Source organism: Streptomyces bullii, from assembly GCF_042657145.1.
Classification (GTDB): domain Bacteria; phylum Actinomycetota; class Actinomycetes; order Streptomycetales; family Streptomycetaceae; genus Streptomyces; species Streptomyces bullii.
The window spans coordinates 433,585-454,912 of record NZ_JBHSNY010000002.1 but is presented as its reverse complement, the minus strand read 5'-3'; the positions used below and the strand labels follow the sequence as shown (position 1 = coordinate 454,912).

17 protein-coding genes and 1 pseudogene are annotated in these 21,328 nt (G+C 72.9%); 4 read left to right on the top strand and 14 right to left on the bottom strand.

Annotation, left to right across the window (positions count from 1 at the left end; all coding sequences use genetic code 11):
• Positions 1–76: 76 nt before the first annotated feature.
• The 4 genes from ACFPZJ_RS06185 to ACFPZJ_RS06170 all read right to left on the bottom strand — a co-directional run bounded on the left by ACFPZJ_RS06185 (position 77) and on the right by ACFPZJ_RS06170 (position 4,695).
• Entirely contained in the window at positions 77–2,896 is a 2,820-nt protein-coding gene (locus ACFPZJ_RS06185) for a beta-L-arabinofuranosidase domain-containing protein (protein WP_381018317.1), read from the bottom strand.
• A 76-nt stretch (positions 2,897–2,972) separates the two neighbouring features.
• Positions 2,973–3,281 (bottom strand): hypothetical protein, encoded by a 309-nt coding sequence (locus ACFPZJ_RS06180; protein WP_381018315.1) that lies wholly within the window; start codon positions 3,279–3,281, stop codon positions 2,973–2,975.
• Positions 3,282–3,488: 207 nt separating this feature from the next.
• Positions 3,489–4,184: an HAD family hydrolase gene (locus ACFPZJ_RS06175; RefSeq protein WP_381018312.1), complete on the bottom strand. Its 696-nt coding sequence runs from the start codon at positions 4,182–4,184 to the stop codon at positions 3,489–3,491.
• A 34-nt stretch (positions 4,185–4,218) separates the two neighbouring features.
• Positions 4,219–4,695: an Lrp/AsnC family transcriptional regulator gene (locus tag ACFPZJ_RS06170; protein WP_381018309.1), complete on the bottom strand. Its 477-nt coding sequence runs from the start codon at positions 4,693–4,695 to the stop codon at positions 4,219–4,221.
• Positions 4,696–4,909: 214 nt separating this feature from the next.
• Here ACFPZJ_RS06170 and ACFPZJ_RS06165 point away from each other — a divergent pair, with 214 nt between their 5' ends.
• Both ACFPZJ_RS06165 and ACFPZJ_RS06160 read left to right on the top strand, forming a co-directional pair.
• Positions 4,910–6,406, top strand: coding sequence for an FUSC family protein (locus ACFPZJ_RS06165; RefSeq protein ID WP_381018991.1), 1,497 nt, complete (start codon positions 4,910–4,912; stop codon positions 6,404–6,406).
• A 97-nt stretch (positions 6,407–6,503) separates the two neighbouring features.
• The gene (locus ACFPZJ_RS06160) at positions 6,504–7,532 is read left to right on the top strand and encodes a lactonase family protein (RefSeq protein ID WP_381018306.1); all 1,029 of its coding nucleotides are present in this window, start codon (positions 6,504–6,506) and stop codon (positions 7,530–7,532) included.
• A gap of 176 nt (positions 7,533–7,708) precedes the next feature.
• Here the strand turns inward: ACFPZJ_RS06160 and ACFPZJ_RS06155 are convergent, their stop codons facing one another.
• The 8 genes and pseudogenes from ACFPZJ_RS06155 to ACFPZJ_RS06120 form a co-directional block, all read right to left on the bottom strand.
• Positions 7,709–8,632 (bottom strand): sirohydrochlorin chelatase, encoded by a 924-nt coding sequence (locus tag ACFPZJ_RS06155; protein ID WP_381018304.1) that lies wholly within the window; start codon positions 8,630–8,632, stop codon positions 7,709–7,711.
• A gap of 137 nt (positions 8,633–8,769) precedes the next feature.
• Positions 8,770–9,762 carry an N-acetylglucosamine kinase gene (locus ACFPZJ_RS06150; protein ID WP_381018301.1) on the bottom strand — a complete coding sequence of 331 codons (993 nt, stop codon included), beginning with the start codon at positions 9,760–9,762 and terminating at the stop codon, positions 8,770–8,772.
• Entirely contained in the window at positions 9,759–10,436 is a 678-nt protein-coding gene (locus tag ACFPZJ_RS06145) for a uracil-DNA glycosylase (RefSeq protein WP_381018298.1), read from the bottom strand. The genes ACFPZJ_RS06150 and ACFPZJ_RS06145 overlap by 4 nt, the downstream gene beginning before the upstream one ends.
• A 148-nt stretch (positions 10,437–10,584) precedes the next feature.
• A complete protein-coding gene (locus ACFPZJ_RS06140) occupies positions 10,585–11,682 on the bottom strand; it encodes a WD40/YVTN/BNR-like repeat-containing protein (protein WP_381018296.1) in 1,098 nt (365 codons plus the stop codon).
• A 515-nt stretch (positions 11,683–12,197) separates the two neighbouring features.
• On the bottom strand, positions 12,198–14,207 hold the full coding sequence (locus tag ACFPZJ_RS06135) for a HEAT repeat domain-containing protein (RefSeq protein ID WP_381018293.1): 2,010 nt from the start codon (positions 14,205–14,207) through the stop codon (positions 12,198–12,200).
• Between the two features lie 128 nt (positions 14,208–14,335).
• Positions 14,336–14,680 (bottom strand): annotated as a pseudogene (locus ACFPZJ_RS06130) (DNA alkylation response protein); the annotation flags it as partial.
• A 192-nt stretch (positions 14,681–14,872) separates the two neighbouring features.
• Entirely contained in the window at positions 14,873–15,658 is a 786-nt protein-coding gene (locus tag ACFPZJ_RS06125) for a pectate lyase (protein ID WP_381018290.1), read from the bottom strand.
• Positions 15,659–15,707: 49 nt separating this feature from the next.
• Positions 15,708–16,685 carry a pectate lyase family protein gene (locus ACFPZJ_RS06120; RefSeq protein ID WP_381018287.1) on the bottom strand — a complete coding sequence of 326 codons (978 nt, stop codon included), beginning with the start codon at positions 16,683–16,685 and terminating at the stop codon, positions 15,708–15,710.
• A 299-nt stretch (positions 16,686–16,984) separates the two neighbouring features.
• On the opposite strand from ACFPZJ_RS06120, the gene ACFPZJ_RS06115 reads away from it, so the two are divergent.
• Complete coding sequence (locus ACFPZJ_RS06115) at positions 16,985–18,325, top strand: extracellular catalytic domain type 1 short-chain-length polyhydroxyalkanoate depolymerase (RefSeq protein ID WP_381018284.1); 1,341 nt, start codon at positions 16,985–16,987, stop codon at positions 18,323–18,325.
• Positions 18,326–18,358: 33 nt separating this feature from the next.
• On the opposite strand, the gene ACFPZJ_RS06110 is transcribed toward ACFPZJ_RS06115, so the two are convergent.
• The gene (locus tag ACFPZJ_RS06110) at positions 18,359–19,438 is read right to left on the bottom strand and encodes an NADH:flavin oxidoreductase/NADH oxidase (RefSeq protein WP_381018282.1); all 1,080 of its coding nucleotides are present in this window, start codon (positions 19,436–19,438) and stop codon (positions 18,359–18,361) included.
• Positions 19,439–19,585: 147 nt separating this feature from the next.
• Between ACFPZJ_RS06110 and ACFPZJ_RS06105 the strand changes: the two genes are divergently transcribed.
• On the top strand, positions 19,586–19,945 hold the full coding sequence (locus ACFPZJ_RS06105) for an ArsR/SmtB family transcription factor (RefSeq protein WP_381018279.1): 360 nt from the start codon (positions 19,586–19,588) through the stop codon (positions 19,943–19,945).
• Here ACFPZJ_RS06105 and ACFPZJ_RS06100 read toward each other — a convergent pair.
• Positions 19,865–21,253, bottom strand: a complete 1,389-nt coding sequence (locus ACFPZJ_RS06100) for a nucleobase:cation symporter-2 family protein (RefSeq protein WP_381018276.1) — start codon at positions 21,251–21,253, stop codon at positions 19,865–19,867. The two genes, ACFPZJ_RS06105 and ACFPZJ_RS06100, sit on opposite strands and share 81 nt — an antisense overlap.
• Positions 21,254–21,328: the final 75 nt, after the last annotated feature.

Below are 21,328 nucleotides of genomic sequence, written 5' to 3'. Positions count from 1 at the left end.
GGAGGCGCCGGAACCCCGGACCGCCGGGGCGTTGGGCAGCCGGGGCCACCGGGTGGTGGCGGCCCCGGCCACGGCGTCAGGGCGCGTACGAGGCCGCCTGCGCCGTGTTCACCACCTTGTCCCCGTCGGCCCGGCTCAGCAGCCCGGCGGACACCCACGCGTCCACCGTCGAGCGCACACGCGTCACCAGCGTGCCCTTGCCGCTGAACGGCGCCCCGGCCCAGATCTCGTCCAGGAGCGTCGTCCCGTCGGCCTTCGCCGGGTTGGCGACGCCGGAGTCCCTGCCGCCGAGGACCACCTTCGGCTCCGAGCGCCGGAAGTAGGCGTGCGTCGGGTCCTCGGTCCCCTCGAAGAAGGGCGCCCATTCGGTGCCGTCCAGCGTGTAGTGGAGCGGCTTGCCGGACACGGGCGTGAACGAGGGCAGCAGGTCGCCGGAGAGACCGGCGTTGCGGTAGAGACCGACCTTCAGGTACTCGGTGGCCGCGTTCCGGGCGACCAGGTTCACCGGTCCGTAGAACAACGTCTGCAGGGACGGATCGTCCAGGGCCTTCTCCACCCGCAGCCGGAACGGCATCGTGATCCGTACGGTGTCGCCGGCCCGCCAGGTCCGGGACACGCTGAAGTAGCTCCCCGGCTTCGGGGTCCCCGGCACGCTGTCGCCGTTGACGGTCACCCGGAACCCGGCGGTCGCCCACGACGGCACCCGCAGCCGCAGCGCGAACGAAGCACGCCCGCCGCCGAAGGTGAGCGTGCTGCCCTGCTCCTTGGGGAAGTCGGTGGTCTGCGTGACCGTGACGCCCTTCTCGGCCCAGGTCAGCGTGGACGGACTGTAGAGGTTGACGTACAGCGCGCTGCCGTCTGCCTTCGCGAAGTACACCGAGTCCTGGTACTTCGTGGCGCTCTCCATGCCGGTGCCCTCGCAGCAGGTCGTGCCCTGCTTCGGCGTGTAGTCCCGGACATGACCCGGCGTCAGCCCGATGAAGTACGTGACGAGCGGCTTCTCCGCGTCCGGCTTGTCCTGCTTGGAGCCGAGCACCTGGTTGTACAGGGCCCGCTCGTAGTACTCCATGTACTTCGGGTCCTGGTCGTGGAAGAACAGGGTCCGGCTCAGCTTGAGCATGTTGTACGCGCAGCACGTCTCGGCGGTCGTGGCGCTGATCGTGCCCGCGATCACGCCCCGGGCCTTCCAGAACTCCTGGGTGCTGGTGCCGCCGATGCCGTACATACGGTGCGGTACGACCATGCCCCAGAAGTTCTTCGCCGCCGTCAGGTAGCGCGTCTCGCCGGTCGCGTCGTACAGCCGCAGGTACCCGGTGAAGATCGGGATGTGCTGGTTGGCGTGCAGCCCGTCGAGGATGTCGGTGTTCGCGGCGCAGGAGTCGATGAGCCGGTCGAGGTCGAACAGCTTCGCCAGCGCCAGGTGTTCGGCCTTGCCGCTGATCGTGTGCAGGTCGCAGATGGCCTCGACGATGCCGCCTAACTCGCCGCTGGAGAAGATTCCCCACATGCGCTGCAGCGTCGCGTCGGGCAGCTTGGACAGGCGGGAGTACATCCAGTCGCACATCCCCGACGCCAGGTCGAGCGCCCGGGCGTCGTCGAGGGCGAGATGGGCGTCCAGCAGGCCCCGCAGGATCTTGTGGGCGGTGTAGTACGGCGCCCACACCTTGGTGTAGTCGCCGCTGGTCATCGACTCAAGCTGGATGAACTGGGTCTCCGGGTACGCCGCGAGGAAGCCGGGGTGGCTGGGCCCGCCCCAGGTGCGGCGCAGGGTGGCGGTCAGAGCGCGCCCGGACGCGTCGGCGAAGGTGCCGCCGCTGGTCTCGTCGAAGGCGTACGACGCCAGGTCGCCCCGGCCCGTCGACGCCTCGGCGGCGCGGCGGCCCTGCAACTCGCCGACCTCGGCGGCGGTCAGGGCCCGTGAGAAGACGTTGAATTCGTCGAAGGCGCCCGCGAAGACCGGGTCGGCGGAGAAGTTGGAACGGCCCAGCCAGTTGTTCCGCGGCGTGCCGAGCGCCGCCGGGGTCAGCGTCATGGACGCGTTGCGCGCCACGGCCGTGCCGTTGACGTAGAGGGTGCCGGTGCCGCCGGCGATCGTCACCGCCACGTGGCTCCACCGGTTCACCGGCAGCGGCGCCGTGCCGTTGAGGCCCTGCTCGCCGCCCGGCCCCGAGGTCGTGATGGCGAAGCGCGGCACGCCGCTCTGGTTGCGGGCGGCCAGGTACATGTAGCGGGTGGTGTCGTTGCCGAAGTCGAAGATCCGCGTCCAGTTGGCGTCATGGGTGGGCTTCACCCAGGCCGACAGGGTGATCGCCGAGGCTCCGCCGAGCACCGCGGCCGGCAGGTCGACGTACTGGTAGGACCCGCGGACGTTCTCCGCCGCCCTGCCGAACTTCCCCTCGCTGCTCAGCACTACGGGATCGCGTCGCAGCGCCTCGCGCACCTCGGTCAGCGCCCCGACCATGGTGCGGATCTTGTCCGCGAACACCTGCTCCTTGGTGCCCCGGTACGCCTGCGCCAGCATGGTCAGAAAGTGGCCGGTGTAGTGGCCCCGCAGGTTGCCGTTGGCCTCGCCGTCCAGCCCCTCCCAGCCACCGGGCGCGACCGCGCCGCCCGTCGGGAGCCCCGCGTTGGCGCGGAACACCTGCACCAGCCGGTTCACGTCGTAGCCGCGGGCGTGGTCGAGCATCAACTGCCGCTTGTCGGCGAAGACGCCCCGGCCGAGCGTCACGTCCTCCAGCCCGAAGGGCCGCACGGACCAGGTGGTGGGCGCGGCGGCGGACGGCATCCCAGGCACCGCCGCGACGGCTCGCCCGCTCGCCGCATAGGAGGCCGCGGGTGCGGCTGCCGCGAGGGTCGCGGCCTGCAGAAGGGCTCGTCTGGAGAGGGGCGGGGACATGTATGCTCCTCCATGTTCGAAATGACGAACGATGTGCGGATGATCGACCAGACGATAGGGAGGGGCCGGGAGGGCGTCAATGGGTCGGGACGGTCCAGTTCCGGCCGTCGGGTCCGGTGCCCGCCGAGCAGGGCCCGGCCTGCCGGGTGTCGACGAACGGCCGGTGGCCCGGCGGCACTTCGGGGCACCCCTCCCTGGCCGCCGGGATCAGGACCCGAGACCCGGCCGGATCGAGCGCCGCGTCGATCTCCAGCGCGGCCGCCGTGCCGACAGCCCTGCTGTGCTCGTACCCCGCGACGCGTGCCGCGAAGGCCCGGTCCCACTCGGCGGGGCCCACGACCGCGGCGCGCTCCTTGCGGTAGCCGAGCCGTGCCGCTCCCTCCAACTCCAGGCCGGGAACTCCCGGCTCGGCCGGGGCGTGCCGCCGAGCCGCCGAGCCGCCGAGCCGCCGAGCCGCCGAGCCGCCGAGCCGCCGAGCCGCCGAGCCGCCGAGCCGCCGAGCCGCCGAGCCGCCGAGCCGCCGAGCGTCCGCAGGCGTACGGCGGCGCCGTGCGGTACGTCACCGCCCTGTACCCGCACCTGCGGCGAGAGGTCACGCCGAGGGAGCCGACCGCACCAGCCAGTCGTACGCCGCCCGCGCCGTGAACTCCCGCTGCCCGCCCCGCAGCAGCAGACCGGCGGTGGCGAACTCCGGGGCGTCGGCCTGCTCGGCGACGTAGGGCAGGGCGATGCAGCGCATGCCGGCCGCGTGCGCGGCGGCGGCCCCCGGCGCCGCGTCCTCCAGCACCACGCAGTCGGACGGTGCCGCGCCGAGCCGCCGAGCCGCCTCCAGGAAGACGTCGGGGGCGGGTTTGCCCTGTGCCACCTCGTCCGCGGAGACCACGGTGCGCAAGTGCGCGTCCAGGCCGGTGCCGGTCAGCACCGCCGCGATGGCCTCCGGCGAGGAACCCGAGGCCACGGCCATGGAAACGCCCTCCTCCGCCAGCAGTTCGACGAACGTCCGCATCTCCGGGTACGCGCGCGTGGAGCTGCGGGCCAGCTCCAGATAGCGGCGGTTCTTGGCGGTGAGCAGTTCCTCCACGGACGCCCGCAGGCCGTAGCGGTCCTTCCAGTCCGCGACCGTCTCCTGGGTGCTGATCCCGACGTACCGCTCGTGGTCGGACCAGGTGAAGTCCGGGACGCCGTGCTCGGCGAGCGTCTGCCGGCCTGCTTCGTAGTAGTTCGGCTCGCTGTCCACGAGCGTTCCGTCGAGATCGAAGATGACCGAGATGCCGTGGAGATTGCTCATGGCGCCAATGATTTCAGGCGCCATGATGCACAGGTCATCGGCGGGCCGACCGCCCGATCGACTCCACCAGCGGCAGCAGCCGGTACGGGACGCGCTCGCGCAGGGCCACCTCGGTGCGGGTACGGACCACGCCCGGCAGGCTGATCAGCTTCTGGATCACGTCCTCCAGGTGCGCGTTGTCCCGCGCCACGACCCGGGTGAGCAGGTCCCCGCCGCCGGTGATCGAAAAGGCCTCGACGATCTCCGGCACCTCGGCCAGGGCGTCCCCGACGTCGTCGAGATGCCCCTGGGTGACCTCGATGTGCACGAAGGCCTGCACGGGGTGGCCGAGCGCGGCGGGGGAGAGGGCCGGCCCCGTGCCGGTGATCACCCCGTCGCGCTCCAGCCGGTCGAGACGGGCCTGGAGCGTGCCGCGGGCGATGCCCAGGATGCGGGCGTACTCGCGCACGCTGGTACGCGGCTGCTCCAGCAGCAGCCGCAGGATGCGGGTGTCGAGCTCGTCCACGGCCATGCTGCCCGGCCTCCTCGTCCGTTGGCTCTCCGGTGGGCACTCTTCCGTGCTTGTCACTGTGCCAATGGCCCAGTGTAAAAGGAGCCTGTTGAGCCAGTGGTGGCAGTGATGCTGATATAGGGGGGTCGATGGCGCTGCGGACCCCGCGGCGCCTTTTCCGTGCCGGTGTGCCGCCGGTGGTCCTGTCAGCGTGCGAAAGGGGCGGTAATCAGTGCTGCTGAAGAGGGTGTTCACGGCTCCGGACCCGGGCCGGACACGGCTGCGCTTCGCCGCGCGCGCCGTGCTCGGTGTCGGGCTGGCGGTCCTCGTGTGCGGCCTGGCCGGACATTCCCTCGTGGGCGCCGTCACCGGCGGCCTCGCCGCGCTGCTCGCCCTGTTCACCGTCACCGATGTCACCGTGCGCGGCCAGGCGGTCACCACGGCCCTGCTGCCCGTCGTCGGGCTGCCCGTGCTCGCCGCCGCGGCCGAACTGCACGACCACCCCGTGGCGCGCGACCTGGCCTTCCTCGCCGTGGTCGGCGCGGGCGTGTACGCCCGGCGCTGGGGCCCGCGCGGGCACAGCCTCGGCGTGTTCGCGTTCATGACCTTCTTCGTGGCGCAGTTCCTGCACGCGACCACCGACCAGCTGCCCGAGCTGTGCGCCTCCGTCCTGCTGTCCGTGCTCGCTGCCTCGGCGGTGCGCTTCGGGCTGTGGTGCTACGAACGCCGCCTGCCCCCGGCCCCCGTGCCCGCCCCGCCCGGCGGTACGGGCCTGGCCCGCGTGACCACTCGGCAGGCGATCCAGGCCACCGCCGGGGCCGGCTTCGCCCTGGTCGTGGGCCAGCTGGTGTCCGGGCAGCGCTGGTACTGGGCCGTCGGCGCCACCTGGTGGATCTTCGTCAACACCACCTCGCGTGGCGAGACTCTGGTCCGCGGGTTCCGGCGGCTGCTCGGCACGGTCCTCGGCATCGGCCTCGGCCTGCTCGTGGCCGTCCCGGTGGACGGGGACCCGGCCGCGACGGCCGCCCTGGTCGCCGTGTGCGTCTTCGGCATCTTCTACACGGCCGCCGTGTCCTACACCTGGATGATGCTGTGGGTGACACTGCTCGCCGGACTGCTCTACGGCCTCCTCGGCGTGCTCAGCCCCGGCCTGCTCGCCCTGCGCCTCGCCGAGACCGGCGTCGGGGCGCTCGGCGCCGCACTGGCCGTGCTCTTCGTCCTGCCCGTGACCACGCACAGCGTCACGGACGACTGGATCCAGCGGGCCCTGCGCTGCGTCCACGCCTGCACGGCCGAGACGGCCGCGCGCCTCGCGGGCGTCGCCGACGCCGACCCCGCCCCGCGCGTGGCGGAACTGGAGCAGCTGCTCGGCCGGGTACGGCTCTCCGTCGCCCCGCTGGTACACCCCCTCAACCCGATGCTCGGCCGCAAGCGCCGCGCCCGCCGGGTGCTCGGCCTGCTCGACGACTGCGCCCGCGAGATCCGCGGCCTGGTCGCCGTCGCCGCCGACCCGGAGGCCTCCCACGACGCCCGCCTGGCCGCGGCCTGCTGGCGCGTGCAGGCGGCGGTCGAGGCACTCACCGGCGGCGACGCCCAGAAGGCCGCCGTCACACCCTCCGAGGCGTCGGCGTCGGAACCCGTCCTGGCGCATCTGCACGGCCTGGAGCGGGCCCTCGCCGAGCTGGCCCAGCCGCTGCGCGCACCGTCCGGCTCGCCGCTGGTCGGAGCCTGAGTCCGGACGCGCCGACCGAAGACCGCCGAGTAACCCCTCATGGTCTAGACCTTTCTGTTACCGTCGCCCTCGACGGCACAGTGAGAGGGGACCTGCGGTGGCACACGGCGACAGACGGCGGGCGTTCATCGGGTCGTTCACGGCGGCCGGCGGCCCCGGCATCGTGACGGCGGCCGTGGCCGCGGACACCGGCGCACTGACCGTCCTGGGCGGCGTCGACGGCGTACCCGACCCCTCGTACCTGGCCCTGTCGCCCGACGGGGACACGCTCTACGCGGTCAGTGAGACGGCCGAGGGCGCGGTGGCCGCCTACCGGGTGACCGCGGACACCCCGGAGCCGGCCGGACCCCCGGTGCCGGTCGGCGCGAGCGGACCGACCCACCTGTGCCTGTACGACGGACACGTCCTGACCGCCAACTACGGCTGCGGCAGCGTCACCGCCGTCCCCCTCCGCGCCGACGGCAGCCTCGCCCCCGCCCCCTCCGGCGTGCTCCGGCACACCGGCTCGGGCCCGCACACGCCACGCCAGCAGCGGCCGCACGCCCACCAGGTGCGGCCCGACCCGACCGGCCGCTGGGCCCTCAGCGTCGACCTAGGCACCGACTCGGTACGAGTGTGCACCCTCACCGAGGGCGCCCTCCGCCCGCACCGCGAGATCGCCCTGCGCCCCGGCTCGGGCCCGCGCCACCTCGCCTTCCACCCCGACGGCCGGCACGCCTACGTCGTCAACGAACTCACCCCCACCCTGACCGTCTGCCGGTGGCACGCCGCCGACGGCTCGCTGGAGCCGCTGTCCGAGACGCCCGTCCTGCCCGGGGCCCCGGCAGGCGACGCGTACCCGTCGGGCGTCGTCGCCTCACCCGACGGCCGCTTCGTATGGACCGCCACACGCGGCGAGGACGTCCTGTCCGTGTTCGCCGTGGAGGGAGAGGGCCTGCGCCTGGTCACGACGGTGCCCAGCGGTGGCCGCTGGCCGCGCGCGCTCGCGGAGTCGGACGGTTTCCTCTACGTCGCGAACGAACACTCCGGAGACGTGACCTGGTTCACCGTCGACCCCCGCACGGGCGTACCGCGCCGCGGCGGCTCGATCGCGGTGGCCGCGGCGTCCTGCGTGGTGATCGGCTGAGGTGTGTCCGGGCCGTCGGCGTGGAGACGTGTTCGGGCGCACCTGGACGGCGCCCTGGCCGGCCCCCAGGCCCGTCCTGAGCGCCCCAGGCCCGGCTGGGCGCTCCATGCACGATGAAGGGCCCGTCTCCCCACCGGGAACGGGCCCTTGGATCGTACGCGCGGACGTGCCCCGCGTCACCGCACCGGCGCGCCCTGCGGCTGCTGCGGGGCGATGCCCAGCGCTGTCGTGTACTTGGCCAGGGCCAGCTTGCCGATCGCCGGGTACGGGCCGAGTGCCTCCGAGGCGGAGCAGCCCGCCTCCTTGGCGGCCTCCTCGATCAGGGCCGCGTCGATCTCCGGGCCGATCAGGTACGGCGCGAGCGCCAGCTGCTGCGAGCCCGAGGAGCGCAGCTGCTCGGCGACCGAGGCGATGGAGCCCTCCTGGTCCAGCGCCGCCGCCATCACCGGCACGGCCAGGCGCGCGGCGAGCAGCATGCCCGTGATCCCGGCCGCCTGGACGGCCTCGTCGCCGCCGACGGAGGCCAGGATGATGCCGTCCGCGGCGGTGGCCACGGTGAACAGACGGGCGCGGTCGGCGCGGGCCAGGCCGGCCTCCGACAGGCGGACGTGCAGCGCCTCGGCGAGCAGTGGGTGCGGACCGAGCACATCGGTCAGCTCGGCGGCCACCCGGCTGTCCATCACGGCCTGGCGGACCTGGCGCAGCAGCGCGCTGTCCGGGCCGGCGAGCAGCGGCACGACGACGGCGACGGGACCGTCGGGCTCCTTCACGTCCATCCCGGCGGCACGGGCCTGCTCGAAGCGGGCGGTGCGCTCCTGCGCGGCGTGCGAGAGCACGGACTGCAAGGAGGTGAACTCGGCGTCGTCCCCGTCGAGGTATCCGATGCGCGCGTCGAGGCTGGGCAGCTCGGAGCGGGCGATGCTCACGACCTCCTCGGCGAGGCTGCGCGTGGCGCTACTGGGCGTGCCCGGCACGGCGAGGACGAGCGCGGGCGCGCCGTCGGGTGCCACCAGCGGTTCGGGACGGCGGTGCCGTCCGGGCTGGCGGGGGCGCGGCATTCGTACTGGCAGGCCGGACGCGGGCCCAGTGGGGGAGCTCATGGCGCTGCATGTTAGTGGCTTCCTGGGCTCCCCAGTTCGGGGAGGGTGCAGGTGAGCGGTATCCGTCCTGTTTTGTCTGATGAGTTACGTACGGATGGAGTGACATATCCGTCGCATGTGATCGGCGCCGGGCGCGTTCAGCCGCCCTCTCCGACGATCACGTGCAACAGCGACGCATCACCCGGAACGGTGAGCGTGCCGGCCGTCAGGTCCCTGGCGAGGCGTACCGAGCCGTGCAGGGGATCGCCGTCGGCCGCGACCCGCCGGGCGTGCGGCAGACGCTTCGTCAGTTCCTCGTCCAGCGGGACGACGAGCGGGTCGCCCATCGACAGAAGGCCGCCGGTGACGGCGACCCGGGGTTCCCCGCCGGCCGGGCAGACAGCGGCGGCGGAGTCGGCCATGTGCCGGGCGGCCGCCCGCAGGATGCCCGCGGCGACGGGGTCTTCGTCCGCGCAGGCGCCCACCTCGGGGGCGAAGGAGGCCAGCACGGCGGGGCGGTCCGGGCGCGGGTACAGCTGCACGGGCAGCCCCGGCATCGGCCCGAACCGCTCCCGCGCGCGGGCCAGCAGCCGGGCGGAACCGCCCTTCCGCCCGTCGTGGGCGCGCAGCGCGGCCTCCAGTCCGGCCCGGCCGATCCACGCGCCGCCGCCGCAGTCGCCGAGGAGATGACCCCAGCCGTCCGCACGCCGCCATTCCGTCAGGTCCGTGCCGACCGCGATCAGGCCCGTGCCGGCGGCGACCACGGCACCGGGCCGTGGCCCGAGGGCGCCGACGTAGGCGGTGACGGCGTCGGCGGCCAGCGCGACGCGCCGCACACCCAGTTCACGCGCCAGGGTGCCCGGCAGTTCGGCGCGCAGCGCGTCGCCCAGGGTGGCGAACCCGGCGGCACCGACGACGGCCGTCTCCAGCCGGTCCACACCGGCCTGGTCGGTCAAGGCCTGGGCCAGGGGCACCAGTTGGGCCAGGAGATGACCGGCATCGATGCCCCGCGCGCCGGTGCGGACGGGCTCCGGCGCGGCGCCCCGCGCCAGGAGGCCGCGCCCGGCGGTGCCGACGACGGCACGGAGGCCGGAGCCGCCCGAGTCCACGGCGAGAAAGCCGGATTCGCCCCCGGTCTGCGCCCCGGTCACGGCAGGCGCCAGTCCACCGGTTGGCCGCCCTGCCGGATCAGCAGGTCGTTGGCGCGGCTGAAGGGACGGGACCCGAAGAAACCGCGGTCCGCGGACATCGGTGAGGGGTGTGCCGACTCCACCGCGGGCAGCTCACCGAGCAGCGGACGCAGATTGCGGGCGTCACGGCCCCACAGGATCGACACCAGCGGCTTGCCGCGCCCGGCCAGCGCCCGTATCGCCTGCTCGGTGACCTCCTCCCAGCCCTTGCCGCGGTGGGCGCCCGGCTTGCGCGGGGCAGTGGTGAGCGCCCTGTTGAGCAGCAGCACGCCCTGCTCGGTCCACGGCGTGAGGTCCCCGCTGGACGGCTGGGGCAGGCCCAGGTCGGTGTTCAACTCCCGGAAGATGTTGATGAGGCTGCCGGGCAGCGGCCGCACCTCCGGTGCGACCGAGAAGGACAGCCCCACCGCGTGCCCCGGCGTCGGGTAGGGGTCCTGGCCGACGATCAGGACGCGAACCTCGTCGAAGGGCTGCTGGAAGGCCCGCAGAACATTCGGCCCGGCCGGGAGATAGGTGCGTCCCGCGGCGATCTCCGCGCGCAGGAAGTCACCCATCGCGGCGATCCGTCCGGCCACCGGTTCCAGGGCCTTCGCCCAGCCCGCTTCGACGATTTCATGCAAGGGTCGTGGTGCCACGGGCGTCACCCTACTGCCGTACAGGCAGCGGGGATCAACCGGTGGCCAAGGCCCCTCTTGTCCGACGCCGGCGCACGCGCGTCCGATGCGAGCGCGTCACCTCGGATGCGAGCGCACCCGGGCGCGACCGCGCGCGGGCCCGTCCTGCTCAACCGACGACCGCGGCCCGCACGCACAGCACGTCCGGCAGATGCGCGGCGAGTTGCCGCCAGCTGTCCCCGTCGTCGGACGACGCGAACACCTCGCCGTTGCGGTTGCCGAAGTAGACGCCCGCCGGGTCGGCGTCGTCGGTGCACAGCGCGTCGCGCAGCACCGTGCCGTAGTGGTCCTCCCGCGGCAGCCCCGCCGTCAGCGGCTCCCAGCTCTTGCCCGCGTCGGCGGTGCGGAACACCCGGCAGCGCCGGTCGGCCGGCACCCGGTCCGAGTCCGCGGTGATCGGGAACACGTACGCCGTGTCCCCGCGGCGCGGGTGCGCGGCCGCCGCGAAGCCGAACGTGGACGGCAGACCCTCGCCGATGTCGCTCCAGTGCCCGCCCGCGTCGTCGCTGCGGTAGACGCCCCAGTGGTTCTGCAGGTACAGCCGGTCCGGGTTCGCCGCGTCCCGTGCGACCTTGTGCACGCACTGGCCGAACTCGGGGTTGGGATCGGGCAGGAACACCGCGGAGACACCGGAGTTGGAAGGTGTCCAGGTCGTGCCGCCGTCGGTGGTGCGGAACACGCCCGCGGTCGAGACGGCGACCGTCACGGCGTTCGGGTCGCGCCGGTCGGTGAGCACCGTGTGCAGGCCCTCACCGCCGCCGCCCGGCACCCACTTCGAGCGTGTGGGGTGCTCCCACAGCGGCCTTACCAGTTCGAACGTCTCCCCGCGGTCCTCGGAGCGGTACAGCGCGGCCGGTTCCGTGCCCGCGTACACCACGTCCGGCTCCGCGGCGGCCGGGTGCAGCTGCCACACGCGCTCCAGCGAAGCCCCCGTCTCCTTCGGGAACTTGACGGCCGGCTGGGCCGGTTCCGTCCAGGTCCGGCCCAGGTCGTCGGAGTGGAACACGGACGGGCCCCAGTGCGAGCTGTCGCCGCCGGCCAGCAGGCGCGGGGTGTCGCCGCGGGTGTCGATGGCGACCGAGTACACGGCCTGCGCGTTGAAGTACGGACTCTCGTCGAACTCCCAGGTGCCACCACCCCGCCGCCGCCCGATGAACAGGCCCTTGCGCGTCCCCACGGCGAGCAGTACCTCGGTCATGCCGATCACCTCCGTGACGTCATCGTCGACGCCCTCGTCTCAGACACGGGCCAGTCTGCACCCCACCACTGACAGTCACCTCTGGAACGGGCCGCGCCGCAGGTCAGCGCCGTGTCGTCGGCCGGGCGCGCGGAATGTGAGGCGGGTGCCGTGAGCAGCCGACGGCCGTTCCGCGTAGGGGGAGGACGGTCCGGGACAGAGCGTGTGAGGAGGGTGCCCTCGATGGCGTTACGGGGTCCGAAGGCGTGGCTGTGGCGCCGGCGGGGCAACCCGCTCAAGCGCCGCGCGGACAAGGCGGAGGCCTGGGTCGTGCTCGGTAGCTGGGTGCTTGCCACCAGCCCATCGCGGTCCAGGCGCGCCAGCGCCTCGCGGCACACCCGAGGACGCCGAGCAGCGACGGACACCCCGTAACAGCACGACGACCGAGCCGGAGTCCCAAGGCCGGGCACGCACGGGAGACGCCTCATGGCCGGAGCCCCGAGCCGGAAGCGGGCCCGGCAACCGGCAGCCTCACCCCACCAGCTCTAAGGCCCCACCAACCCCTCCCGGCAAAGTCGCAGCAACCGCTCGTCCTCATGGACGTCATGGCTCCCGTACCCGCCGGTGTCCGCCCGATGACGCCGTGGCGCGGCGATCTCCGCGCGGAGCAGATCGTGCAGCGGCGCTCCCGACGGCCCCAGGGCCGCCACGCACGCGGCGATGCGGACGCGGGTGTGCGGATGATCCGCCCAGGCGGCGCGCAGTGTCCCCAGCACCGGTCCCGGATCCCCGGTGACGCGCCCCACCGCGCACGCCGCCGCCGTCCGCTCCCACACGTCCGCCGAACCGGCCATCCCCCGCAGCGCGGGCAGCGCGGGCCGGGCCGGCGGTCCCAGTCGCGCCAGCACCTCGGCCGCCTCCTCGCGGCAGCGCACGCCCGGGTCCGCGACCGCCCGCAGCAGGACGGGCAGTACGGCCTCCGCGTCCTGCTCGACCGACCAGAGCGCGCCCGCCGCCGCGACCGCGTGCTCCGTCCGCAGCAGCCCTCGCAGCACCGGTATCGCCTCGCGCGCGCCGACCCCGAGCGCGCCGAGGGCCCGCACCGTCGGCGCCACGGCGGTCTCCCACGGACGCGGCCCGTCGGGTGCGCCGTGCAGCAGCCGCAGCATCACCGGCACGGACTCCGTGTCGCCCAGCGCCGCGAGCGCCGCCAGCAGGGGCACGGCACGCGCCTGTGTGTCGGGGGAGCCGAGGGTGATCACGGCGAGCCTGCGCCGCAGCGCGGGCGCGAGCGGCGCGGCGGCCCGGCCCAGGTGAGGCACCACCCACCCGAGGTCGTCGGGGACGACGGGACCCGCCAGCACCTGGGCGAGCACCGGTGTCGCCCGGGCATCCCCGGTCCTGGCCAGCGCCTTGAGGGCACCGCCCAGCGTCGGCGCCCCGCGCTCCCAGCGTCGGGTCCATCCGTCGGGGCGGGCGGACACCAGCGCGTGGAGGGGATTCGCGGCCGGCGCGGCCAGTTCGAAGAGGTCCCCCAGCACGGACACCGCCGCGTCCCGCAACCGGTCCTCGTCCGCGCCCAGTTGGGCGCCGATCAGGGCGACGGTTTGAAAGTGGTCGGCGCGCCACTCACGCAAGAGGCCCGCCGACATCCACACCGCGTTGCACCGGTCGAGCGGATCCGGACAGCGCAACTGACCGCACAACAGGGCGACCCGGTCGGCCACCCGGCCGTCCAGCGCGCTGTGCAGGGTGCGCAGCAGGTGGGAGCCCTCCTCGTCCGACGGGCGCAGCCGCCGCAGCCGGCCGACGAGCGTGTCCGTGCCGGACGGCTGCGGGGCGTCGCGTACGCCGGCCCGCTCCTGCGACCGGTCCCGCAGCAGCCGTACGACCGTCGGCACCAGGTCGGCCGGAAGCCGCTCGGGCGCGTGGCCCGCGAGCTGCCCCAGCGCGGCGAGTCTCAGCCCGGGAGCGTACGGCGGTGCGCTGTGCGTGGTCAGGAGGTCCAGTGCCTCGGCCGCGTGCCCGGGATGCCGCCGCGCGAACAGGCCCAGGCTCTCGGTCAGGGCGAGCAGGACCCGGTCGTCGCGCTCCACCGTGAGCCGCTGACGCAACAGGGCGAGCACGCGGGCCGGTTCGTCGAGGAACCGTACGAGCGCGGCCGGTGCCGCGCGGCGGACGTCGGCGTCCGCGTCCCCCGTCAGCCGGGCGAACACCTCCCCGCCCGCCCGGACCGCGGCACGGGCCCGCTCGGCGAGCGGGTCGCGCCCGCCCGTTTCCGCCTCCCCGCCGATGCTGACGAGGAGTTCCACGATGCCCGCCCGGTCCCTGACCTCCTCGCGCACCACGAGCGCGAGGAGGAACGGAACACAGGCGAGCGTCGCGTCGTACACATCTCCCTGGTGGTGCACGGCGCCGTACATCCCGTCGAGCGCGGTCTCCCGCTCGAAGGGGTCGGCGGAGGCCAGTCCCCGCAGTAACCCGGGCACGTCCTCCGCACTGCCGTACGCATGCCGCAGCGAGGCCCAGTCGACCTCGTCGATCCCCGTCAACACGTTGTCCTCCCCAGGCGAGTGCCAACTGATCGGGAGTCTGCACCACGGCACTGACAACGAAGCGGAATCGGGAGGTGACGGTGCGCGAACCGTACGGCCCTATGGCCGGAAGAGCGTCGGTCCCCGTCGGGGAGCGCCCGCCCGAGGACCGTGCCCAGAGTCGCCGCGTCGGGCGGCGTCCCGAACGCGTGGTCCCCGTCGTCGCCGAGCCGGGTCGCGCAGAACGCGTCGGCGAGCGCGGCCGGGGCGGGCCGGACCAGGAGGGAGGCCTGGAGTGTCAGCGCCATCGGCTCCACCGGTCGGCGCGCACCCGCCGGGGAGGTTCCGGCCAGCCGGTCCTCGAGCCGGGTGACGGCCGCGTCCAGCCGGGCGTCGGCCCCCGGGCCAGGACGAGTGCCGGCGAACAGCGCCTCGACGGCGCCGGGGGCGCGGCCGAGTGCCCGCAGCACGTCCAGGGCGTTGACGTTCCCCGACCGTGTTGCCCCGGGAGCTGCTGCCCGCCGACCGGCCGGGCGGGGACCTGCGCGCCGCGTGCGCCGGCTAGCAGCAGGAGCTGATCGGGGAGGTACGCGCGCGCGTGCGCGGGACAGAGCGCGGCGGCCGTACGAAGCGCCGCGCCGGGGCGCTTCGTACGGCCGCGTTCACCGTGGGGGTACCCGCGGGGGTTACCTGTAGGTGATGTCGGAGCTGGAGTACAGGCAGTTCGTGCTGTCGGGACCCGTCCCGACGGCGGTGTTGTTGTTGTACTTCTGGCAGGGGATGACCTTGCGGCTCGCGTCGTTGCGGATCGTGATGCCGCGCAGCGTCGCCACGTCGTTGCGGTTGACGTTGATCCCGACGAGCCGGGCCGTGGTGCCCGTCCCGGTCACGTCGATGGTGTTGAGGTTGACCTTGCGGGTGTACTGCGTGGAGCAGTCACCGCAGGAGCGGTACAGGGTCTTGAACTCCTGGACGGCGAAGTTGGAGACGTTCAGCGTGCCGCCGCCGTTGTGCTGGAAGACCTTGTCCGCCGCCTTCTTCGCACCGCCGCCGATCACGTGGTACGTGGCGCCGCTGCCGCCCCTGAAGGTGGCCGCGTCCTCGCCGACGTCCTCCCACCAGACGTTCTGCAGCGTGCAGCTGCCCAGGCAGTGGATGCCGTCGGCGGCGGGGGCACCGAGGATGACGTTCTTCAGCACCGCGCCGTCCGCTAGCTTGAAGATCGGGTCCTGGCCCTCCTCCTGGCCGTCACCGGCCAGGTTCCCGGTGCCGTAGAACCGCTTCATGCCGTAGTCCTTGGTGCCGGACACGGAGATGGTGGAGGAGGTCCCCTGGCTGCCGTTGGGGGTCGGCCAGGTGGCGGCGCTCGCCGCGGGGCTGATGGTCATGATCATGCCAACCGAGAGGCTGAGCGTGGCCAGCGCGCCGGTCAGCGCACGCCTGCGGGCGCGCGGTCGTGTCGCAGAAGTCATGTCCCGATTCCTTCTGTCGTGGTGGGGGGTTCATCTGTGGTGGGGGGTGTCAGAGCCTCCCCGCGCCGGCGCCCGGCGTCACCGAGGAGACGACGGACGAGGCGGGCTCGGCGGTGTAGCCGTACGGCGGGCTGGTGAAGCCACCGACCCGCGAGATCTCGGTCGCGGCTCCACCGAGATCGTTGCCGCGCAGGTTGGCGTATCCGTCGACGTCGCCGCTGCGGCTCGTGGTGACCGCAACCTTCGTCGAACGGAAGACGTTGTTCTCGACCAGCATCTGGGCGCCCATGCGCGAGTGGCACGCGGTGTCGGCGCCTTCCACGTAGTTGTTGTAGAAGTGCCCCGTGCCGAAGCGCAGGCTGGGGATGCGCGAGTAGACATTGTTGAAGTGGTTGTGATGGTACGTCACCTTCAGGTGGCCGGTGTCCTCCCCGGCGTTGTCGTCGCTGTGGCCGACGAGCGAGCCCTTGAAGTGGTCCTGGAAGGTGTTCCAGGACACCGTGACGTTGTCCGCGCCGTGGTTGATGTCCAGCAGACCGTCGTAGTGGTCCTTGTCGTGGTCGCGGTCGGCCGAGAAGGAGTTGTGGTCGATCCACACCTTGGTGGACGCCTCGACGGTGATGCCGTCGGCGGGCGCGACCGGCTTGCTGATGTTCAGGTTGCGGATGACGACGTTCGTCACCTTCTTCAGCCGCAGCCCGCCCCCCGTGAACCCGGAGGACGAACCGAGGCCGAGCACCGTGGTGTTGGAGCCGACGTCGATCTGACCGCTGAGCGAGATCAGGCCGTCGACCCGCACGACCTTGGCCGTGTTGCCGGCCACCGCCGCCTCGAAGGCCGCAAGCGAGGAGACGGTGACCGCCGAGGCGCTGCCGCCGCCGGTCGTTCCCGCGCCGAAGCCGACCGGGGAGCTCTCGGCCGCCCCGGCCGACTGCGGAACGGCGAGGACCGCCGTCGTCACGAGGGCGGCCGCCGCGGCCACCGGTGCGGATCTTTGCGCCTGCGTACGTGGGGGGAGAGTGCGCATGCGGGTGCGTCCTTTCGGAAGCGCTAGGTCGTACATGTACATGACTCGTGTATGTGCACTGGAACGCTGCGCTCAGTCAGCATGACCTTTCAGGCCCGGAGCGGCTCGGGTCGGTCACACTGCTGAACGGACCGTAGGCGGCAAGCGCTTTCTAGTCAACGGTTCGCGCGGAACGCGTTCAGTCGGCCTGGTCGGAGGGGGTCGAGGTTGTGGGAGCGCTTCCACGTAAGCCATGTGCATGTCACCATGCGATCGGACGCTTCCCTTTCCTGAGAGGGCGGGTCATGAGGACTCCGCACATGCGTACGTTCGCCGACGGGCCGGTGTTCACCCCGGTGCACCGCCGCGCCACAGTGGTCAGGGCGCTCCTCGCGCTCCTCGCCGCGCTCCTGCCGCTGCTCGCGGCCGGCGTGCTGGCCGCGCCCGCGGCATCCGCCTCGGCGCGTGCCGAGGCGGCCCCGACCGCGGCACTCACCGAGGTCACCAACTTCGGCGCCAACCCGAGCAACCTGCAGATGTACCTGTACGTGCCGGACAACGTCACCCCGAACCCGGCGGTCGTGGTGGCCGTGCACTACTGCACGGGCTCCGGCCCGGCGATGTTCAACGGCACCGAGTACGCCTCGCTGGCCGACCGCTACGGGTTCATCGTCGTCTATCCGTCCGTGACCCGGGCCAGCAAGTGCTTCGACGTCTCCTCACCGCAGGCGCTGCGCCGCGGCGGCGGCAGCGACCCGGTCGGCATCAAGTCGATGGTCGACTGGGTGGTGCGCACGCACAACGCCGACACCGGCAGGATCTTCGCCACCGGCATCTCCTCCGGCGCGATGATGACCAACGTGCTGCTCGGCGTCTATCCGGACGTGTTCGCGGCGGGCGCCGCCTTCGCGGGTGTCCCGTTCGGCTGCTTCGCCACCACCGACGGCTCCGAGTGGAACAGTGCCTGCGCCAACGGCACCGTGACCCGTACCCCGCAGCAGTGGGGCGACCTGGTCCGCGGCGCGTACCCCGGCTACACCGGTCCCCGGCCGCGCATGCAGCTGTGGCACGGCACGGAGGACGACGTGCTGCGCTATCCCAACTTCAACGAGATGATCAAGCAGTGGACGAATGTGCACGGGGTGAGCCAGACCCCGGCCGCCACCGACTCGCCCCAGTCCGGCTGGACCCGCACCCGCTACGGCGGCACCGGTGACCGGGCCCCCGTCGAGGCGGTCAGCCTCCAGGGGGTGGGTCACAACCTGTACGCGTACGGCATGGCGTCCCGGGTGCTCACCTTCTTCGGCCTGGACCGCTCGGGCCCGGCGCCCCAGCCCCAGCCGGGCGCGTGCCGGGTGACGGTCACCACCAACGCCTGGAACACCGGCCTGACCGCCTCCGTCACCGTCAGCAACACCGGTACGACGGCGATCAACGGCTGGAAGCTCGGCTTCACCCTGCCCGCGGGCCAGACCATCACGGGCGGCTGGGGCGCGACGTACGCGCCGTCGTCCGGCGCGGTGACCGCGACCAACGTCTCCTACAACGGCACGATCGCGCCCGGCGCGAGCGTGAGCGTCGGCTACCAGGCGAACCACGGCGGGAACAGCGCGGCACCGGCGGCTTTCACGCTCAACGGGGCGGCCTGCACGGCCCGTTGACGCCCCTGTGCGGGGCCGGGGTGGGCGCCGGGGTCACATCGACCGGTGGTACTGCTCCGGCACCCGCACCTCGGCACCGAGCTCACGTGCGGCGTGCCGGGCCCAGGAGGGGTTGCGGAGCAGTTCGCGGCCCAGCAGCACGGCGTCCGCCTCGCCGTTGGCGAGGATCTTCTCCGCCTGCTCGGTCTCGGTGATCAGCCCCACCGCGGCGACCGGCAGGGGCGTCTCCGCCTTCACGCGGGCCGCGAACGGCACCTGGTAGCCCGGGCCGACGGGGATGGGGGCGCCGGAGGCGTTGCCGCCGGTGGAGACGTCGAGGAGGTCGATGCCGTGGGCCTTCAGGTCGGCGGCGAAGCGGACGGTGTCGTCCGCCGTCCAGCCCTCGTCGTCCAGCCAGTCCGTCGCCGAGATGCGGAAGAACAGCGGCTTGTCGTCCGGCCACACCTCCCGTACCGCGTCGACCACTTCGAGGGCGAAGCGGGTGCGGTTCTCGTACGAGCCGCCGTAGGCGTCGGTGCGGCGGTTGGAGTACGGGGAGAGAAACTCGTTGATCAGGTAGCCGTGCGCGCCGTGGATCTCGGCGATCTCGAAACCCGCGTCCAGCGCGCGGCGGGCCGCGGCCGCGAACTGGCCGACAATCTCCTGGATCTGGGCCACCGTCAGCTCCGTCGGGACCGGGTGCCCCTCGGCGAAGGCGAGCGGGCTCGGCGCCACCGGCTGCCAGCCGTGCGCCTCGGGTCCGACCGGCGCGCCGCCCTTCCAGGGCCGGTCGGTCGAGGCCTTCCGGCCGGCGTGCGCCAGCTGGATGGCCGGAACCGTGCCCTGGGCGGCCAGGAAGCCCGTGATGCGGCGGAACGCCGCCACCTGGGTGTCGTTCCAGATGCCGAGGTCGTACGGCGAGATCCGGCCCTCCGGCGAGACGCCGGTGGCCTCCACGACGATCAGGCCCGTGCCGCCGGTTGCGCGGGCGGCGTAGTGCGCGAAGTGCCAGTCGGTGGGGGCGCCGGTGTCCGGGCCCTCCGGTGCGGCCGAGTACTGGCACATCGGGGGCATCCACACCCGGTTCGGGATCGTCACATCGCGCAGGGCGAAGGGCTCGAACAGTGCGCTCACGGCGGACTCCATTCATCACAGGACCGGCGGTCGAGTAGTACGGTAGACACCGTAGTACGGGGGTTGTCAAACTACGATGGTTCTCGTACAAAAATTTCGAGAGGTCTCGTACAATGGGGACTCCCGGACGAATGTGGAGCCGCCGCCGTGACGACCGCCGCCCCCGCCACCAGCAGCCGAGAACTGCCCCACCCGGCGCACGACGAGATCCGGCTGGAGGGGATCCTGCACGCGCTCTCCGACCCCATGCGGCTGCGGATCGTGCGCGAGCTCGCCGCCGGGAGCGACGAGCTGTCCTGTTCGCACTTCGACCTGCCGGTCACCAAGTCCACCACCACCCACCACTTCCGGGTGCTGCGCGAGAGCGGGGTGATCCGGCAGACCTACCGCGGCACCGCCAAGATGAACGGCCTGCGCCGGGACGACCTAGACGATCTCTTCCCGGGGCTTCTCGACGCCCTCCTCGCCGCCGCCGACCGGCAGGCCGCCCGCGTCGGCACCGACTGAACCCGCCCGCGCGGGGAGGTGGTTGAAGAGCAGGTTCAGCACGATCGCCGTCAGGCAGCCCGCGCTGATACCGCTGTTCATCACCGTCTGGAACCAGTCCGGGAACCTCTCGTAGACCGTCGGCACACCGACCGGCAGCATGCCCACGGCCACCGACACGGCCACCACGGTCAGGTTGTGGTTGCCCCTGAAGTCCACCCGCGCCAGGGTCCGCAGCCCGCTCGCGGCCACCGTCCCGAACATCACCAGTCCCGCGCCGCCCAGCACCGGCGCCGGGATCGCCGCCACCACCGCGCCCAGCTTGGGCAGCAGGCCGAGCAGGACGAGCATGCCGCCCGCCGCGGCCACCACCCAGCGGCTGCGCACCCGGGTCATCCCGACCAGACCCACGTTCTGCGCGTACGCCGTGTACGGGAAGGTGTTGAAGACGCCGCCGAGGACGGTCGACAGTCCGTCGGCGCGCAGGCCGTCCGCCAGGGAGCGCGGCTCGACAGCGCGGTCCGTCAGCTCGCCGACCGCGATGAGGTCACCGGTCGTCTCGGTCATCGTCACCAGGGCGACGACCAGCATCGAGACGATCGCCGAGGCCTCGAACGTCGGCGCCCCGAAGTGGAACGGCGTGCTGATCCCCAGCCAGTCGGCGTCACCGACCCCGCCGAAGTCCGTGAAGCCGAACGGCACGGCGACCGCCAGCCCCACCCCGATACCGGCCAGGACGGCGATCCGGCTCAGGAACACCGGCGCGAACCGCTGCACGCCCAGCACCACCGCCAGCACGAACGCGGCCAGCGCCAGGTTCCGCGGCTCCCCGAAGTCCTCGGCGCCGGCGCCGCCCGCGGCCCAGGTGCCGGCCACCGGCAGCAGCGAGACGCCGATGATCAGGATGACGGTGCCCGTGACCAGGGGCGGGAAGAAGCGCAGCAGCCTGCCGAAGACCGGCGCCAGCAGCACGATGGCGAGCCCGGCGACGATCACCGCACCGTAGATGGCGGGCAGCCCGCCGCCCGTCGTCCCGATGAGCACCATCGGCGACACGGCAGCGAACGTACAGCCCTGCATGATCGGCAGCCGTACGCCGAAGCGCCAGAAGCCGATGCACTGGACGAGGGTGGCGATCCCGCACACCAGCAGGTCGGCGGTGATCAGATACGCCAGATCCGCGGGCGGCAGCTTCATCGCACCGCCCACGATCAGCGGAACGGCCACCGCCCCCGCGTACATCGCCAGCACGTGCTGCAGCCCGAAGGCGGCCAACTGCCGTACGGGCGGGACCTCGTCGACGGGATGAACGGGCGCGGTGGTGGCCATGAACACTCCTGGGCGGCGGGATGCGCGAACAGTCCGAGACCGTAAGGGGCTTGAACAGTTTGTTGATTACCGGAC

Coding starts and splice junctions, on each gene's coding strand:
- ACFPZJ_RS06125 (WP_381018290.1), bottom strand. CDS start 15,658: ATGACTTCTGCGACACGACCGCGCGCCCGCAGGCGTGCGCTGACCGGC.
- ACFPZJ_RS06170 (WP_381018309.1), bottom strand. CDS start 4,695: ATGGCCGTGGACGAGCTCGACACCCGCATCCTGCGGCTGCTGCTGGAG.
- ACFPZJ_RS06100 (WP_381018276.1), bottom strand. CDS start 21,253: ATGGCCACCACCGCGCCCGTTCATCCCGTCGACGAGGTCCCGCCCGTA.
- ACFPZJ_RS06155 (WP_381018304.1), bottom strand. CDS start 8,632: ATGAGCTCCCCCACTGGGCCCGCGTCCGGCCTGCCAGTACGAATGCCG.
- ACFPZJ_RS06185 (WP_381018317.1), bottom strand. CDS start 2,896: ATGTCCCCGCCCCTCTCCAGACGAGCCCTTCTGCAGGCCGCGACCCTC.
- ACFPZJ_RS06115 (WP_381018284.1), top strand. CDS start 16,985: ATGCGTACGTTCGCCGACGGGCCGGTGTTCACCCCGGTGCACCGCCGC.
- ACFPZJ_RS06175 (WP_381018312.1), bottom strand. CDS start 4,184: ATGAGCAATCTCCACGGCATCTCGGTCATCTTCGATCTCGACGGAACG.
- ACFPZJ_RS06120 (WP_381018287.1), bottom strand. CDS start 16,685: ATGCGCACTCTCCCCCCACGTACGCAGGCGCAAAGATCCGCACCGGTG.